This is a genomic window from Pseudovibrio sp. W64 (genome assembly GCF_001623145.1).
Taxonomy (GTDB): Bacteria; Pseudomonadota; Alphaproteobacteria; order Rhizobiales; family Stappiaceae; genus Pseudovibrio.
Genome location: NZ_LMCI01000039.1, coordinates 1 through 17,494 on the forward strand (window position 1 = coordinate 1; position 17,494 = coordinate 17,494).

Genomic DNA, 17,494 nt, shown 5'->3' on the forward strand with positions numbered 1-17,494 from the left:
CAATCGGGCAAAAACTAAAATTCAAACAATTCAATAACTTCATATATCAACCCACACACCACCACCAGCACCCCCAAAGCCGCAGAAACAAGCCAATAACAACCAGCCAAAACACCAAAACTTAACAAATCCAAAATTTACACAGACGGGGATATCCAACTTTTTCAAACGAAACCCACACCCCCAACACACCCAAACCACCGCAAACGCCCCTCTGATACTTCAGCGAGTCGCTCAGCCGCCGCAAACCGCCCTTCACCGGGTTTGCGTTCTTATGCGTTAGTCTGCGTTATTTCGGTGTGAGACGCGCGATCTTGCGTTCCTATGTCGGCAAACACGGCAAAAGCCCGATCCAGTCGCCCGCGCCCGCAGCTCCAACCGAGCCCAACTTATGCCCCTCACCGTCAGGCCCGAGCCAGTCAGCCCAAACCCGACTTATGCCCGCCTCACCAAAACCTACCGCAAACCATGACAGCCTGTTCCGGCAGAACCAGTCTCACCGCCCCGGCAGGTCCACGGTTACCGTCTCACCGCCATATCCATGAACACTGTCTCTGGCACGAACAACCACCCGCGACATCCCTTCTGGAATCTGCACGCCGCTTAAAGACCGTGTGAACGGCTGCTCCTCCACATGCGGATGAGCCAGCACCCGCACAGCAAGCACCTTACCGTCTTCAGAAAGCACCTCCCACGCATCGGCATAATGGTCCCACCCTTCATCGCTGTGGCGCACACTCACCTCAAACCGATAGGAGCCTTCCGCCTGCGGGGCCACATTCACGTTGACCACATCAGCCTCTCCCGCCAAAACCGGGGTCACCAACAAGCTGAGGAATAGTCCAGAAACAAAAGCACGCATAAAAGCCTCCATAAGAGCGTGATCCGTTTGATCCTATGCAATCAAACCCAATAAAACCGCTCCACCAAATATGTGAGAGCACGATGCGTGACCGTAAAGAGACGCATCAAGCTCCAGGTTAGCTGAAAGGCTAGCGCACCAACCTCACCCCGCAACCCACAAAACATCAAAATGTCTTGAGCAAACCAGCCGCCCTCACTCACTCATGCATATAGATGGAAGATTTCGGCATGGAGAGGAACACAACCAGATTGGCAAGCACACCAATCACCAGCCCCGGCAGATCAAAAGGCGAGTCGAGCCCGCTTTGCCACAACACCGTCGCAACAACACCCGTCACCGCCCCGGCCACAAACGCAGGGGTTCCACGACGAGCGCCATAGATCGCCGCAACCAGCGGCACCAGCACAATCGGCGCCCAATAATTGTAGGCGTAAATCAGAATATCCAGAATGCTCTCTATAGAGACGGCAAACACAATAGAAAGCAGCCCCACAACCAGCGTCACCAGCTTGGCGATGAACAGCAGGTCCTCTTCCCGCATCTCTTTGCGCCGCAAAGGCCGCAACACATCATTCACAAACGCAATACTGGCAGAGTTGAGATAGGAATCCGCCGAGGACATCACAATCGCAATCACACCGGAAAACACCAGGCCCTTCAGCACAGGCGGCATAACGCTCACAATCACAAAGGCCATGGCATTATTAGGGTTCAGGTCCGGGTCCAGCGCAAAGGCCACCAAACCAATGGCTCCGGTGATTGCAAAGAAGAGAAAAGAGAACAGCCCGGAATAGAGTGTACCGCGCGCCGCGGCAGACGCGGTCTTCCCCGCCAGCAAGCGCTGCATATAAGGAGGCACCAAAGTCTCACCAAACATAAAGACAAGAATAAGCCCAATCAGCCCCATCCAGCCAAAGTCCGGCCCGGGCAAGCTCAGATGATCCGGCGGCACCGCCGCAAACAGCGCATCAACACCACCAATCTGATAAATGCCAAAGCCCAGCACCAGCGGCATGCCAATCGCAAGAATAACGAACTGCACCACATCGGTGTAAACCACCGCCCGCATACCGCCCAGCGTCGTATAAAGAATGACGATACCGCAGCCGATCCCGATCCCCCAGAACCGGTCCAGCCCAAAAAACACATTGAAGATAACGCCAATCGCCCCAACCTGCGCGCCCACAATACCGCAGCACAACAACAAACCGCAGACACCCGTGGTCAGTCTGGCCAGCTTGCCATAGGCCTTGCCCATAACATCACCAACAGACACCGCATCAGGAAACGCCTTCATCTTGGGCGCAATCAGCGTGGCAACAGCAATCTCTTTACAACTGAAGCCCCACAGCGCCACAATGTTGGCAACGCCATATAAAAACACCTTCTCCGCATTTCCGGTAGAAAAGCCCCCGCCGATAAAAGAAGCGGACATGGTGGCGAAAATAACAAGAGACCCAAACTCACGCCCCGCCGTCGCATAATCCTTCAGCCCCCGCTGAATCCGACCACCCCACAACCCCACCACAAGTATGCCAACCAAATAGCCAGCCACGATAATCATATCGATCATCAGCAGGGGTTCCTTTTAGACAACAACAGGAGCAATCGCGCCCACGTCTAACAGGAAGGCATTACATTACAGTAAGGTGGGAGATTAAAAGGCTGGGTTTGGGGGCAGTTTCTGTCACGCCGTTGTTATAGGAGCATACGAAACTTAAGTTCCTCACAATAGAAGCACGTTGCTCTGATCAATTACTGACAGTCGCTTCAGTGCAGAAAACTCATCGGCTTTATGTATTTGCATTTTTTTAATTGTATACTCTTCCAACAGTCGTGAGGTATGGATAGCACTCCATTCAAGCACCATCCATATACTCGATACGGACGAAGTAGATCTTCGCTGCAACTGCTCGAACGACCGCTTAGTTCGCTGTGAGGCGAAACATGACAACTATAGAGAACGCAGCTCGCGAGCGATATTAATACTAAGGGCAACTTCCAACAGAAAGGCGGATACTGCGTTTGTGTGTCAGGCGCGTGACTAGGATACCTTCTTTGTAACCACAAAATAGCTCGATGCACCCTTGAAAATATCCTCGGTCTCAATGACCTGCAACCTTTCATCATCCAACAGATCGTCCAAGTCTGCACTCTTGAGTTGTCGAATGGGCACGGGAATAACCCCAACCCTTAACAACGCTTTGACCAACAGAATTTGCAGTGTAACCAAGGCTGACTTTTTGCCACCCAAGCAAGGTGTTACAGAAATAAACAACCCGCCAGGCTTCAGCAGTTCAATCGTTCTTTGCACAACACTTTCCGGATCAGGCACTGTGTGCAGCATGTTGAATGCCAACACCACATCGAAAGAACCACTCTCGAACTCTTCATCGAAGATGTCAGCTTGTTCGAAATCAACGTTGGCAATGCCACCTGTTGTGGCCTTTGCCTTTGCGATTTCGATCATCCCGGTTGAGATATCAATCGCGCACACGCTGTGAACCGAGCTGGAAATCTCGCAGGCGGTAGTGCCTGTTCCACATCCGTAGTCCAACACAATGTCGGTATCCTTTAGATGTCTTTTTGTGTTCTCGCGGCTGCGACTATGAATGAATTCAAATTTCTCTTCTGTGTTGTCATAGTTGCTAGCGGATTGATCCCAAAACTTTTCCAATTTGCTCATTCTGTCTTTCCTGTATTTTGAACGTGATCTTGCAGCGCTTCGTCGCAATTGTGAGCTCCACGTCAATGCCCTACTGGGTCTTTCTAGTTGCTTATTTATGCCTTGTTGCGCGGTCGGATTTGATAGTCACAATCGGCAGCAACAAAGCCAAGGCTTCCTGTCGTCCCTTGCTTATACATAATACCCATACATCAATGGTCGCTCTATTGACTAAATACGTTAGTTCTGTATACGTAAATCGATGAACTGGCAGGCCGTATCATTCGACTGGAACCAAGTGAGAGCGTTTCACGCTACCGCCTTAGAAGGGTCGTTCAGTGCTGCGGCTCGCGTATTAGATACGACACAGCCAACAATCAGCAGACAGATATCCGCTCTCGAAGCTTCACTCAGTGTCACTCTGGTTGACCGCACTGTTAAAGGGCAAACGTTGACCCCAGCGGGGCAAGAACTCTTAGCCCACGTACGCTCCATGGGTGAGGCTGCAACGCTCCTGTCGATGGCAGCCGACCGTCAGTCGCAAAATATTACCGGGGAAGTCGTGTTAACCGCAACCGACCTTATGGCAGCAGCCTTCTTGCCCGTCATATTGTCTAAACTGCGGAGCCAGGCTCCCGGCATTACAATCCGCATTAACGAGTCCAGTGGAATCCAGGACCTCATGCTACGCGAGGCAGACATCGCGATCCGACACGCCCGACCAGATCAAAGTGATCTGATAGCAACCCATGTTGGAGACTTGAGAGCCAACTTATATGCTTCAAGCGACTATCTGACACGAGTTGGTCGACCACGCACAAAAGAAGATGTGGCAGACCATGATTTTGTGGGCATCCCCGATCCTGAACGTCTGATTGCGCCGATGAACAACATGGGAATCCCCCTCCGATCCGCAAACTTCGTGATGCAGCCGTGTTCGAGTATGGTCACTTGGGAAATGGTGAAGTCTGGTCATGGGATTTCAATGCTTCCCGAGGTCTTAGGAGAAGTTGAAACTTCTGTCGAAAAAGTACTCGTTGACCTGCCCTCTATGGAGTTCCCTATCTGGCTGGTTACTCACAGAGAACTTCAAACAAGCCCACGGATCAGAACAGTATTTGACCTTTTGGCCAACTATCTTGGAAAGATCGCTGATGCCCGCATCGGAGATACAAGCAGTTTGTCTTCGTTATTATACAATGAACTTCCCTAAACCGGACATTCGCCGCTCTGCTGAAATCCGGTAAATTGGGCTCAACAAACCCATGACAAATCCAAGTTACGACGAGCACAAAATTTCACCTACAGCGTATCTCCGAAAAGCAGAAACCAGTTTTCGGATAAGCACACCTCTACACCTAAGCTACAAAACCTTAGCTCACGCAGCGACAGGGACCGACGCCACATCATACCTGTTCGGTCCCTTCGTCCCCGCAGCAAAACCAACGTTCGCCAGTCCGCCCATTGCCACGAATGCAAACACAAGACTGACGACAAGTGAGGCACCATATTCCGGGAGTGTTGGGAGGACGGCGAAGTAGATGGACGGAACAAGGAAATAGAGAACAAACCACCAGCCGGATTTTCCCATGTCGTGCAAGCGCCTGATCATTAGCGAAAACTGGATGTAGTAAAGGGCAATGGACATGAGAACTGCCAGGGTCCTTGGGACGGGGTGAGAAGCGATCGGGAACACTTCAATCATGAACACCAGACCACACATAAACAGGCCAATCCAGAACAGGTTAAACAACCAAAACTTCGCTCTGCCCAACCTGCCTTTAATCCCAAGATAGAACATCCCACCACCATATTGCTCATGTGCGCTGAAGTCGGTCTGGCAACTCTAAAGCGCCCAAACTCATCGCAGTATTCCCAAAATATTGAGGGTGCAGATAACAAACCTGTTTCTGATGCAAAACCGATTGCAGGTGGTAAGAAGCAAACCTACGCAACTATCATGAGGGTGCAGGCTGCGGAACGCTTTTTTGCTCATGATAACTGAGGCTTCAAAAACCTCCTGAACGCCATAGGCATCTACTAAATTATATAGGTGCCTGCAGTTGTGCACTTGTCAAATACATCACATAGTATGCATGTCTAAAGCATTCATGCAGCAGGAGGCGGGCCGTTGAGTGAGGCAATTCAAACGGAACCGATCGTCGGCCTACCAAGAAACTCATTCTCATTAAATTCCATCCGGCGAAAAGACAGATTTGCGTTCTGGCGAGAGAGCTTAGCCTGTCTTTGCGAGGCAGAAATTCACCGCGGCGAGGATCAGCTCGATTTCTTTGGTGAAATCCAGTCTGTGCTGTTCGATTCCCTCATGCTCTCTCAGGTGACAGCACAGGCCCATATCGCCAACCGCACCAATGCGGCCATGGCACGAGATGGCGTAGATCATTATTTGCTGATGGTTCATGATGAGGGCGACGCCGAATTCTATGCAGGACCAAAGAGCGTCAACCTCAACAAGGGTGACTGCATTTTTCTGGATTTCTCACAGGAAGGTGGCTCAATCTCGGGCAGTTACAGCAATCGCTCCATTCTGATTGCCCGCGAGCAGCTTGCGCCCCTGCTGCACAGCCCGGATGACAGCAACTTAAAAACACTCCCGGCGGCTCACCCACTGAATGTGATTTTGCGCGAACATCTCTCGTCAGTCAGCGCCCAGACCAGCAAGCTAAACATGCAGCAAGCCCAGCAACTCGTGCCCGCAACCATGGGATTGATTGCAGCGTGCCTGAATGGAATGCCACATGAAAGCGAGGCAGGGCAGGAAGGTGTCAATCTGGCCTTGATGACCCGCGCCCGCCGCATTATCGAGGCAAACCTGACCAACCCCAACCTGTCTCCGGACTATCTCGGCGGTGCCATAAACGTATCACGCAGCAAACTCTACGAGTTGTTTCTGTCCTTCGGCGGCGTCAGCAAATACATCCGCGACAGGCGCATGAAGGCCGTCTTGCGCGCACTGCTAGACCCGCGCAACGCCTACAGAGCAACCTATCAGGTGGCTTTGGATTTTGGCTTCATGAATGAAAGCAGCTTCAGCCGCATGTTCAAACAATACTTCGGCTTCTCCCCCCGCCAGGTGCGCTCAAAATCCTTTGAGATCACCGCAGCCGCTCAGGGAGAAATCAAGCAAGGCCGACAATACGAAGACTGGATCCTGAACCTCAGCTAGAACGGCAAAAACACCGGAATAAGCAGAGTGGCAATCGCCAGCGCCATGATCTGCAGCGGCACGCCAATCACCACGTAATCCTTGAACCGGTAGTTCCCCGGTCCCATCACCAGCGTGTTGATGGGCGAGGCCACAGGCGTACAAAACGCCGTCGAAGCCGCAATCGCAACGCTCATCAAAAACGGCTCAGGCCGCACACCCATAATAGCAGCCACCTCAAACGCAACAGGCGCAATAAGCACCGCCGTCGCCGTGTTCGACGTAAACTGGCTGAAAATAGAAGTGAGCAAAAACAACGACATCAGCATCACATAAGGCGGGCTATCGCCATAAAGCCCAACAATCTGGTCCACGATCAACAGCAGCCCACCCGTCTTTTCCAAAGCGGTGGCCATGGGCATCATCCCCGCAATCAAAATCAGACTGGGCCAGTTGATGGAGGTGTAAGCCCGATTGACCGAAACACACCCCACACACACCATAGCCGTCGCCGCCAGCACAACCGCCGTCACACTGGGCACCACGCGGAAAATGATGAGCGCCAGCATAACCGCCAGAATACCAAGCGCGACAGGCGCCAGCTTGCGCCGCGGCAGATAGTTCTTGATCTCCTCCGGAAACGCCAGCAGAAGAAAACTCTCCCGCGCCGCCTGCAGTTTGCTGATGTTCTCCCAGTCCCCAACCACAAGCAACTGGTCCCCAAACTTCAGCTCGATGTTCCCAAAGTTCCCGTGCAGAGTTTCCCCCTTACGGATAAGCCCGACAACGCTCAGGTTGTGGTTGGTCCGAAATCCGGCACCACTGATCTTTCTGCCGATCAGCTTGGAATCCGGCGCCACGATCAAATCCGCCATGCCAAGCTCACGAGCAGAAAGGTGATGCCCCTCCTCGCCCATCGGCAACAGCTCCAGTCCAATGCAGGCAAACACATCCCCGCTGATAGGCTCCTGCATCACCCCAAACACAATATCACCAGCCTTGAAGGCACGGTTTGTCTGGGTCGACGTCACCTTCAACCGCTTGGTCGTGGTGGAGGTATACTCCAACCCAAACAGTGTAAGCCCAATCCGCCGCCGCAGCTTCGCGCTCACAACAGTCTGCCCAACCAGTTCCGAATCCTCACGAACCCGCAGACGGACAATCTTGTCTTCAATATCGTAGGCTTCCAAAAACCCCTGCAGCGTCCGGCGCCCCTGCTCCGTCGCCCCTTGTGGCCTCTGCTGACCGCGCAAAAACAGGCGGCCATAGACCAGCATGTAAATCACAGCCACAATGAGAATAACCAAGCCAATCGGCGTGAAGATGAAGAAGTTGAACGGCTCCATACCAGCATTTTGCAACTGAGCATTGGCAATCAGGTTGGGCGGCGTCCCGATCAGCGTCAGCATCCCGCCAATCAGCGCCCCATAAGCAAGTGGCATAAGCAGCCGCGAAGGAGAAAGGTTGGAGCGGCTCGCAAGGCGGATAGCAACCGGAATAAAGATCGCCCCTGCCCCCGTCACACTCATAACAGACGCCAGCGCCGCAACGGTTAGCATTAACAGCACGATCAGCTTCCACTCCTGATCCCCCGCAATCTGAACGATCTTGTCTCCAACCGCATAAGAAATCCCGGTTTGAGCCAGCGCCTCACCAACAATGAACAGTCCGGCAATCAGAATAACAACGGTGGACCCGAAACCCGAAAGCATTTCAGCAGGCGTCAGAATACCAGACAGCCCAAGCGCCAACATCACCATGATCGCAACAAGGTCCAACCTCAGCTTGTCGGAAACAAACAGGATGACGGCTGCAAACAATACGAAGAAGGTGAAAAGCATTTCCCAAGACATCGTCTTAGAGTCCTTCGAGAAGTAAATCAGAGAGTTCTGGTCGCAAAATCTGTGCGATGTATACGAGGCATACTCGGCAGATCTTAATAAGACAGGAGGTCTTATAGGCCACCGCTTAGTTTATCACGAGATATATGTAAACGTTTTGCTATCAAACCGCGTATTTGTGACTGTGGATATATTATAGGTTATTACCCCTATACTTTATTCAATTTCGCAAAAGAGCATGAATTCCCTTCATCAAGCTGGCATTCATCCCACTTTTGTCCTCCACTCTTGGCAAAACAGATGGTTTCGTCACATCCCAGGATATTCTAGAATTATGACCATAGGGCACAAAATACCACGCGCCTGACTTCCACAATGGGGAACGTCATGTCAACGCTTTACTCATTCGCTCCGGAAATTTGGTTGGCAAGTGGACCAGTCATCACAGCCGCACTTGGCTTTCGTTACTCAACCCGCATGGCGGTCATCCGCCTGCAAAATGGCGAGCTCTTCATCTGGTCTCCCATAGCATTGTCAGACAAGTTGAAAGACCAAATAGATGCGCTCGGCCCCGTTCGCCACATCATCGCACCAAACCATCTGCACGACAGCTTCCTTGCGGAATGGGCCACGGCTTATCCTCAGGCCCAACTTCACGCCGCTCCCGGTTTGGCTGAAAAGAGACCAGATCTGTCCTTCGCCTCTACCCTGAGCAACACGCCTCAGGCAGATTGGCAAACAGAGATTACCCAGTCTGTCGTGGGTGGCAACTCCATTACAACAGAGGTGGTGTTCTTTCACAAAGCCAGCAGAACCACGCTGTTCACAGACCTGTTGCAGCAGTTTCCTAAAGGATGGTTCAGAGGATGGCGGGCCCTCGTTGCACGGCTCGATTTGATGACAGAACCAACACCAAGTGTGCCACGCAAGTTCCGCCTCGCCTTCCGCGATAAGACAACAGCCCGAAAGGCACTCAAAAAAATTCTCGGCTGGCCGACAAAAGCGGTCGTGGTCGCACACGGTGATCCTGTAACCACTGACGGTGCTGCTTACCTTGACCAAGCCTTCCGCTGGTTGAAGATCAGGTCACGCTAGCTTATCGACGCATTAGAAAAAGCAAAACGGCGGAGAACTCTGGTTCCCCACCGCCTAAAACTTCAAGCCCTTAAAAGAGCATTGATCCTCTTAGAAAGGCCGTAAGAAAGCACCAAGCAACGCTGCGATAAGAACGAGCTCAACAATAAGCGGCGGAACGACTTCTTTTACAAATCCATCTGCCAGCAAGCCGACAACACGGCCCAGCGCAACAACACCCAGCAAAATGGCAACAACGACATAGGCTTGCGGCTGCGCCGTCACAAACCCAATAATCAAAAGCGCAACACTTGATAAGAACAGCCCACCAATCACAGATCGGATCGTGCTCAGGCCCGCAACACCAACAGGTTCAAGCGCAAAGTTCTTCGTCATGCGCGACGGAGCAAACATTGAGACGGTCCCCAGACCGAGAAGCATAAGTGTCGGGGCGCCAACCATAATGAGATAGATAAGATCCATAGGTTCTCTCCAGATTAAGTAACTACAGCGTGTCTCCGAAAAGTGGAAACCGGTTTTCGGATAAAGATAGGCAAAAACAAAGACTAAAGCAGTTCAGGTGTTTCAGCTTAAATGCGGACTGCTTTAGGGAATTAGATGAGTTGATGGACAGCCTGATTGGCATTGTCCTGAAAACTGTGATTGTTGAGAGCAGAAAAGAGAGTGGCCTGATCAGTCAGCTTGCCGATAGCACCTTCGCCAGCACTGGCGTAGAAAACACCGCTCTTGAACTTCGGGTCCAGAATACCGTCCACATAGCGCTTCGCACCATCTTCAACGCCATGCATCATGCCCAGCAAAGGCATCAGAACGCCGCCCACATGCTTGAAGAAAAGCCTCTTAACGAAGGGCATATCATCAAACCCGTTGGTGCCAGTGGTACCGCCCGGGCTCATGGTCACAAAGCGAATATGCGGGTGCTGACGAGCCATGGAAGACATCCACAGAGCGCCAATAAGCTTCACGCTCGCATAGGCCTCCATTGGATCACTCTTTTTAGTAAACGTGCGCCCATCCGCCATAGCGCGGAACTCATCCACGGACGCTTCTTTCAGCACTGGGCGGGCAACACCCATCTTAGGAATGCCACGCGCAGCTTCAGAACCTGCATAAAGCACGGTAGAGGTGATCAGTTGACGCTCAAGCATCTCGTCCACCAACACCACATGACCCAGCAGGTTCACGGCATAAATGTTGGTTACACCATGTGCAGTCATGCTATTGGGCGACCGGCCACCCACCCCGCCTGCATTGAGAATGAGAGCATCCACCGGTGCTGCCATCTGGCTGATGGCCTGACGTACAGACTCCGGGTCCATCACGTCCATCAGGATAATTTCAAAAATTGCGCGTTTGGCCTCAGCTTCAAGCGCAACTTTTGCTGCCAAAGCTTTGGCTTCATTGCGACAGGCGAGGTAAATCCTCTCAATACTGCTGGTCTTTGCAAGTTGTCGTGCCGCCTCACGGCCTAACCCTGCATTCGCACCAGTAATCAAAACAGATCTGATCGGAGACATTGCTGCGTTTCCTGTTGAAGTATGGTCAATGACGGAAACGTACGCTGGTTGAATTTTGAAGTGTAGATAGGTAAAAATGGACGTTATGTTCCAAATTTGAACCACAGGGTATAGGCCTGATCATGCAAGAAAACTACGCTCTGAACTGGGATGATCTAAAGTACTTTCTGGCCGTGGCCCGCAGCGGAACACTGAGAGGCGGCGCAAACCTGATCCGCGTCAACCACACAACCCTTGCCCGACGGCTGGAAGTTTTGGAAGAACGTGTTGGCAGCCGCTTGTTTGACCGCTCCAAGACAGGACTTGTTTTAACAGAACTGGGCGAAGCGCTTTTTCCCTACGCAGAGCGGGTTGAAGACGAGATGACGGCAGCCTCCCGCATCATCGTCGGGCGAGATGCAGAGCCGCACGGCACCATCTACGTCACCATGCCCCATGGTCTGGCCATGACGTCCATCATGGATGATCTGGTCTTGTTCGCTGAAAAGTATCCGGAAATCGAGCTGAACCTGAACTTCACAAACAATGTCGCTGACCTGACCAGACGAGAAGCAGACGTTGGCTTTCGCATCGCTGACGAGGTGACACAAGACGTTGTAGGCCGGAAGCTCGTGCAGATGTCACAAGCAGCGTACTGCACACGGGAATACGCTGAAAAGATCAAAGACAACAACGGCGAAGGCCTGAGTTTCATCGGCTGGCATGAGGCGGAAGGCGAGACAACGGCTCCATGGATCAAAAGTGGCTGCTACCCAAAAGCGCTCCTGAAGCACAGGGTCTCAGAACTGGTGCCGCTCATTTCTCTGGCCGCCGCAGGTTTAGGCATGGCTTACCTTGCCTGCAATTTGGGCGACAGGCATCCCTTACTCATCCGCGCGCCCTTCCAAAAACCAATGCCCTACCGCAGCATCTGGCTCCTCCTCCACCGAGACCTCCGCAACACCGCCCGCGTCCGCCTCTTCGTTGACTTCATAGCCCAACGCATCACCACCCGCCGCAACGAATTCTGGGTCGCTGGAACGACATCTGACAGCTAGAGCGCGTTCCGTTTGATTGGATTCAATCAAACGAGAAGAATTCGCTCCACCAAAGATGTCAGAGCACGATGCGTGAATGCTAATGAACGCGACGTGCTCTAATGCTTGGAAAGGTAAGAGTGGCTTGCCAAAGCAAGAAACTCACTCTTGCCTACCATTCACAATCACTCTCCGTATGTCCCCTTCTCCGGAAAGTGCTTTACACCGTCGGCTGCCAGTTGAAAGCCCGTCATGTAGGGGTCACGATCGTCGAGGAAGAGGGTGTTGTAGCCGGTTTTGCGGGCCCAGCCTTCAATGGTTGGGATAATGCCGTCATGGCCGCCCACTTTGGCCGCTTCCTTCACACCGCCCACAAACACAGATCCAATGATGGATTCATGGCGCATGGTGTCACCAACCTTTAGCTCGCCCTTGGCGTAAAGGTGCGCAAGGCGGGCAGATGTACCGGTCCCACACGGGCTACGGTCCAATGCTTTGTCGCCATAAAACACCGCATTGCGCCGATCAGCAGCCTCAGAGGTTGGCTTGCCAGTCCATTGAATGTGACTGATACCGTGAATGCGCTCATCTTCGGCATGTGTCACGGAGTACTTCTCATTCAAAGCAGCCCGCAACCGCAGACTCCAGTCGAGCAACTGTGAGACACCCACATTTTCAAGACCCGGGAAGTTCTCCTGTTCCTCAACAATGGCGTAGAAGTTGCCGCCATACGCCACGTCAACGCTGATCTCACCCACTCCTGGCAAATCAACGCTCAAGCCAGTCTCCGCCAAATAACTTGGCACGTTGGTCAGGCGAACACTCTCAACATATCCGTCTTTTTCAAAATACTCGGCCACCACAAGACCAGCTGGCGTATCCAGATACACTTTGCCCGGCTCGCGAGGTTCAATAAGTCCTTCCTCCAGCGCCATAGTGATCGTACCGATGGTGCCATGCCCACACATGGGCAAACAGCCGGATGTCTCAATAAACAACACTGCCACATCACAGTCAGGCCGTGTTGGAGGAAACAGCATGGAGCCGGACATCATGTCGTGCCCACGCGGCTCAAACATCAATCCGGTTCTGATCCAGTCATAGCGTTTGAGAAAATCCGCCCGGCGCTCCAGCATATCATTGCCGCGCAAGGCTGGCGTGCCGCCCGCAACCAGTCGCACGGGGTTACCGCAGGTATGCCCATCAACACAGAAAAAACTCTTGGAGACCAAGCTCCCCTCCCCTTATTCCATGGCATCAATACAGGATGCCGGCGGTCAACCGATGGAGCCCTCTCTCTCCCCCGGCAAAACCGCGCTTAAAATCGTTGAGCACTGTAAAGTGTGCAATCTATTTTTGGTGTCTCACCGCAAATCAGGTCACTGACCAGCTCAGCCGTAATGGCTGCTTGCGTGAGCCCATGATGACCATGCCCAAACGCATAAGTCACGCGGTCGCTTTGTTTCGAATGCCCGATCACTGGCAAGGTATCCGGCATAGAAGGCCGATGTCCCATCCAGCGAATGCCGTTTTCACGGTTCAGGCCGGGTAACAAACGAGATGCCTTCTCAGCCATCGCGTCAGCCCGCTTCCAGTTGGCTTCCATCTCCAGTCCGCCAAACTCAACAGCACCGCCAACCCGTAATCCGTGAGAAAGCTGCGTCACAGCAAAGCCAAGTCCTGGCACCATAACAGCATGCTTCAAAGCAACATTCGGCTCAGAAAATGTGGTGTTGTACCCACGCTCCGTCTCCAGTGGCACCTTGTCTCCCAACTGGGCCGCCAGCGTCTTGGACCAGGCCCCACAGGCGATCACCGCATGATCGCTGAGGATTTGCTCTTCACCTTCCAGATGCAGAACAATGTGATCGCCCTGCGGCTGAACATGGGAAACCGAGGACTTGAGGATCTTGCCGCCGTTGCGCTCAAAAGCCTCTGCAAGGCTCAGGCACAGGGCATGCGGATCATCAACACTCATCCATCCCGGCACCAGTGCTCCGCCAACAACATTCTCAGAAAAATCGGATTCTAACTCACGGATCTGGTCGCCATTAAGCTCTTCAACCTCGATGCCATGCTCACGTTGCTCCTGCCAGCCTTTGCGAACACCCTCAATCTGACTGCGCTCGGTATAAACCTCAAGACAACCCTTCATAAACACATGATGCCGCGTGCCTGAGGATTGCCACAGCCGTTCCCATGCAGGCAGCGAAGCCTTGTTAATCGCAGCTTTGCCAAGAACGCTGTGTTTCAGTTTGTCAGGAAGCGATGCCCGCGAGAACCGCAGCATCCATGGCAGGATCTTGAGTGCATAAGCAGGACGCACAGAAAGCGGCCCCAGCGGGTCTAGCAACCAGCCGGGTATTTTCCGCCAAATGCCCTTGGATGCCAAAGGCGCAACATCGGTCCATGCAATGCCAGCCGCGTTGCCACGGCTGGCCATTTCACCCGGACCATTGCGGTCAATCAGAGCAACCTTATGGCCTTCTTGTTGAAGGCGCAGGGCTGTTGCCAATCCAACAACCCCGGCTCCGATTACATGGATGTGTCGCATAGCTCTTTAAGCTCCGGCAGTTCCGGGCGGCATGCAACTGCATCTTCCACCACCTTGATGACACGCGCACGCTCCACACCGGACAAAGCCAGACGTGGCGCACGAACACGGTCATTAGAGCCGATAGCGACCATCTCTGCCAACTTGATATTTTGGACTAGATTGGTGGAGACATCCAGGTCCAGCAGCGGACGGAACCAGCGGTAAATCTCAAGCGCTTCCTGATAACGGCCAGCTTTTGCCAGTTTGTAGATCGCAACAGTTTCGCGTGGGAAAGCCACAACAAGGCCAGCAACCCAGCCATCAACGCCCATCATCAGGCTTTCAAGCGCAAGGTTATCAACGCCGGTCAGCACCTTGAAACGATCGCCAAAGCGGTTGATCACTTCTGTTGCGCGGCGAATGTCATCGGTGGACTCTTTCATCGCAACAATAAGCGGCTCGTCTGCCAGCTCAGCGAACATGTCCAACGTCACATCAACACCGTAAGCAACCGGGTTGTTGTAAACCATCACCGGAACGCCGCCAGCTTTGGTAACAGCTTTGATATGTGCCACAGTCTCATGCGGTGCAGAGCGGTAGGGAACGCCCGGCAGAACCATCAGACCATTTGCGCCAGCTGCCGCTGCATCCGCCGCTGCTTTCATCGCGCGACGTGTGGAGCTTTCGCACACAGTCATGATAACGTGTTTGGACCCACAAACCTTTTTGGCAAGCTTGAGAATTTCGATTTTCTCTTCTGGCTCCAGCGCCATCGCTTCACCAAGAGAACCGCAAACAATGATTCCATCGCAGCCAGCGTCCATCTGCAGCTGGAAGCAACGCTCCATCTCTGCAAAATCAAGCTCATCGTTCTCTGTAAACTTTGTTGTGACAGCCGGGTAAACACCAGTCCACATTTTGATTATCCTCACCTGTGATATATTACAGGCAATATGACCCTCAAACCCTCAAAGGTCAATACTGTGATATATCTGAAAGCAAATTAATCCAGAACCACAGTGGAAAAGCAATAAATTCAGCAGGTTAATAACGCTGCGGAAAGTGTGTAACCGGCAATCCGACACTTCCCGCAGCACAATATCATGAAGTTCAGGAGGCCTGAGAACGAGTCCGGGAAACAGCGTCATGCCAACCGGAGAGTCGCTTCTCACGCTCGGTTGCGTCCATGTTCGGCTCAAAACGACGGTCCAGATGCCAGCGCTTGGAGAATTCCTCCATGCTCGGCCAAACACCCGCCTTCATACCCGCAAGCCACGCAACGCCAAGTGCGGTGGTTTCCTGAACAACAGGGCGATCCACCGGACGGCCAAGAATGTCCGCAAGAAACTGCATGGTCCAGTCAGAGGCAACCATGCCGCCATCAACGCGCAGCACGGTGTCACCATTCAGCGGAGAACCCATGTCAGAAGACTTGGAGTTGATCAGATCAACAGTCTGGTAGCCAACACTTTCCAGTGCCGCCCGTGCAATCTCGTCCTGACCGGTGGAACGCGTCATGCCGAAAATCGCCGCGCGGGCTTCAGGATCCCAGTATGGCGCACCCAGACCAACAAACGCCGGAACCAGATAGACATGGCTTTCCGGGTCAGCATTCTCAGCCATCAACTGCGTCTGCGCAGCGGTCTCGATGATCTTCAGCCCATCACGCAGCCACTGCACAGCAGCACCGGCAATAAAGATGGAGCCTTCCAGCGCATAGGTCGTTTTGCCGTTAAGGCGATACGCAATGGTAGAGAGCAAACGGTTCTTGGAATAAACCAGCTCTTCACCTGTGTTCAGCAATGCAAAGCAGCCAGTGCCGTAAGTGGACTTCACCATGCCTTGCTTAAAGCAAGCCTGCCCAACCGTTGCCGCCTGCTGGTCGCCAGCCACGCCATAAATCGGCAGCTCGGCACCAAACAGATCCGCAGTGATTGTGCCGAAATCATCCGCACAATCTTTCACTTCCGGCAGCAAGCTCATCGGAATGTTAAGGAGAGCCAGCAGTTCTTCGTCCCAACGGTTCTCGCCGATGTTATAGAGAAGAGTACGTGAAGCGTTGGTCGCATCAGTCACATGGGACTTGCCGCCTGTCAAACGCCAGATCAGCCAGGTATCAACGGTACCAAACGCCAGTTCTCCAGCTTCCGCCCGCTCACGCACGCCCTCAACATTGTCTAAAATCCAGGCAACCTTGGTGCCGGAGAAATAAGGATCAAGCAGCAAACCAGTCTTGCTGGTGAACAGCTCCTCATGACCTGCCGCTTTCAACGTGCTGCAGAAGGCAGAGGTTCGGCGGTCCTGCCAGACAATCGCGTTGTAAACCGGCTCACCGGTCTTGCGGTCCCAGATCAGCGTTGTCTCACGCTGGTTGGTAATGCCCACACCGATAATCTGCCCTGCAGCAAGGTCAGCGCCGGACAAAGCCTCGCGGCATGTCTCAACAGTCGTCGACCAGAGGTCTTCAGGATCGTGCTCTACCCAGCCTTCATGCGGAAAGTGTTGCGGAAACTCCCGTTGCCCGACACCCACACTTTCAAAACTGTCATTGAAAACGATCGCACGCGTTGACGTCGTCCCCTGATCAATGGAGAGCACCCACCCTGTCATTTATTCCTCCCGGAAGAGGGTTCCCCTCTTCGAAAATCCAATTTGGCACCAGTTTATTCTCTGAGGCGCCGAAACAATCTGATGATGAACCTAGAATGTCACTTACCAAAATACAAAGGTCAAAACACCAAGATATAGGCCAACCTTTGTGTATACCATCCCATACAAGGCGCCATGACATAA

Annotated in this window: 15 protein-coding genes; 4 read left to right on the plus strand and 11 right to left on the minus strand. The window is 52.9% G+C overall.

Features of this window, described 5'->3' with window-relative positions:
* Positions 1 to 496 precede the first annotated feature (496 nt).
* The 3 genes from PsW64_RS22045 to PsW64_RS22055 all read right to left on the minus strand — a co-directional run bounded on the left by PsW64_RS22045 (position 497) and on the right by PsW64_RS22055 (position 3,551).
* Positions 497 to 862 carry a hypothetical protein gene (locus tag PsW64_RS22045; RefSeq protein WP_063305016.1) on the minus strand — a complete coding sequence of 122 codons (366 nt, stop codon included), beginning with the start codon at positions 860 to 862 and terminating at the stop codon, positions 497 to 499.
* 199 nt (positions 863 to 1,061) lie between these two features.
* Entirely contained in the window at positions 1,062 to 2,438 is a 1,377-nt protein-coding gene (locus PsW64_RS22050; protein ID WP_057461933.1) for a sodium:solute symporter family protein, read from the minus strand.
* A gap of 471 nt (positions 2,439 to 2,909) precedes the next feature.
* Positions 2,910 to 3,551 carry a class I SAM-dependent methyltransferase gene (locus PsW64_RS22055; RefSeq protein WP_063305017.1) on the minus strand — a complete coding sequence of 214 codons (642 nt, stop codon included), beginning with the start codon at positions 3,549 to 3,551 and terminating at the stop codon, positions 2,910 to 2,912.
* A 277-nt stretch (positions 3,552 to 3,828) separates the two neighbouring features.
* Between PsW64_RS22055 and PsW64_RS22060 the strand changes: the two genes are divergently transcribed.
* Positions 3,829 to 4,743: a LysR family transcriptional regulator gene (locus PsW64_RS22060; RefSeq protein ID WP_244277345.1), complete on the plus strand. Its 915-nt coding sequence runs from the start codon at positions 3,829 to 3,831 to the stop codon at positions 4,741 to 4,743.
* Positions 4,744 to 4,908: 165 nt separating this feature from the next.
* Here the strand turns inward: PsW64_RS22060 and PsW64_RS22065 are convergent, their stop codons facing one another.
* A complete protein-coding gene (locus tag PsW64_RS22065) occupies positions 4,909 to 5,331 on the minus strand; it encodes a DUF805 domain-containing protein (RefSeq protein ID WP_063305019.1) in 423 nt (140 codons plus the stop codon).
* 330 nt (positions 5,332 to 5,661) lie between these two features.
* Between PsW64_RS22065 and PsW64_RS22075 the strand changes: the two genes are divergently transcribed.
* Positions 5,662 to 6,717 (plus strand): helix-turn-helix domain-containing protein, encoded by a 1,056-nt coding sequence (locus PsW64_RS22075; RefSeq protein WP_063290182.1) that lies wholly within the window; start codon positions 5,662 to 5,664, stop codon positions 6,715 to 6,717.
* On the opposite strand, the gene PsW64_RS22080 is transcribed toward PsW64_RS22075, so the two are convergent.
* A complete protein-coding gene (locus PsW64_RS22080; protein WP_063305021.1) occupies positions 6,714 to 8,549 on the minus strand; it encodes an SLC13 family permease in 1,836 nt (611 codons plus the stop codon). The two genes, PsW64_RS22075 and PsW64_RS22080, sit on opposite strands and share 4 nt — an antisense overlap.
* Positions 8,550 to 8,924: 375 nt before the next feature.
* Between PsW64_RS22080 and PsW64_RS22085 the strand changes: the two genes are divergently transcribed.
* Positions 8,925 to 9,632 (plus strand): DUF4336 domain-containing protein, encoded by a 708-nt coding sequence (locus PsW64_RS22085; protein ID WP_057461939.1) that lies wholly within the window; start codon positions 8,925 to 8,927, stop codon positions 9,630 to 9,632.
* 90 nt (positions 9,633 to 9,722) lie between these two features.
* Here the strand turns inward: PsW64_RS22085 and PsW64_RS22090 are convergent, their stop codons facing one another.
* Positions 9,723 to 10,094 carry a DUF4345 family protein gene (locus PsW64_RS22090; protein WP_057461940.1) on the minus strand — a complete coding sequence of 124 codons (372 nt, stop codon included), beginning with the start codon at positions 10,092 to 10,094 and terminating at the stop codon, positions 9,723 to 9,725.
* A 131-nt stretch (positions 10,095 to 10,225) separates the two neighbouring features.
* On the minus strand, positions 10,226 to 11,149 hold the full coding sequence (locus PsW64_RS22095; protein WP_057461941.1) for an SDR family NAD(P)-dependent oxidoreductase: 924 nt from the start codon (positions 11,147 to 11,149) through the stop codon (positions 10,226 to 10,228).
* Positions 11,150 to 11,271: 122 nt separating this feature from the next.
* On the opposite strand from PsW64_RS22095, the gene PsW64_RS22100 reads away from it, so the two are divergent.
* Positions 11,272 to 12,186 carry a LysR family transcriptional regulator gene (locus PsW64_RS22100; RefSeq protein WP_063305022.1) on the plus strand — a complete coding sequence of 305 codons (915 nt, stop codon included), beginning with the start codon at positions 11,272 to 11,274 and terminating at the stop codon, positions 12,184 to 12,186.
* Positions 12,187 to 12,350: 164 nt separating this feature from the next.
* Here the strand turns inward: PsW64_RS22100 and PsW64_RS22105 are convergent, their stop codons facing one another.
* The 4 genes from PsW64_RS22105 to glpK form a co-directional block, all read right to left on the minus strand.
* Positions 12,351 to 13,397 (minus strand): 4-hydroxyproline epimerase, encoded by a 1,047-nt coding sequence (locus PsW64_RS22105; protein ID WP_063305023.1) that lies wholly within the window; start codon positions 13,395 to 13,397, stop codon positions 12,351 to 12,353.
* 86 nt (positions 13,398 to 13,483) lie between these two features.
* Positions 13,484 to 14,719 carry an NAD(P)/FAD-dependent oxidoreductase gene (locus tag PsW64_RS22110; RefSeq protein ID WP_063305024.1) on the minus strand — a complete coding sequence of 412 codons (1,236 nt, stop codon included), beginning with the start codon at positions 14,717 to 14,719 and terminating at the stop codon, positions 13,484 to 13,486.
* Positions 14,701 to 15,618 carry a dihydrodipicolinate synthase family protein gene (locus PsW64_RS22115; protein WP_063305025.1) on the minus strand — a complete coding sequence of 306 codons (918 nt, stop codon included), beginning with the start codon at positions 15,616 to 15,618 and terminating at the stop codon, positions 14,701 to 14,703. Before PsW64_RS22115 ends, PsW64_RS22110 begins: the two co-directional genes overlap by 19 nt.
* 193 nt (positions 15,619 to 15,811) lie before the next feature.
* Complete coding sequence (gene glpK / locus PsW64_RS22120) at positions 15,812 to 17,311, minus strand: glycerol kinase GlpK (RefSeq protein WP_063305026.1); 1,500 nt, start codon at positions 17,309 to 17,311, stop codon at positions 15,812 to 15,814.
* Between the last annotated feature and the right edge of the window lie 183 nt (positions 17,312 to 17,494).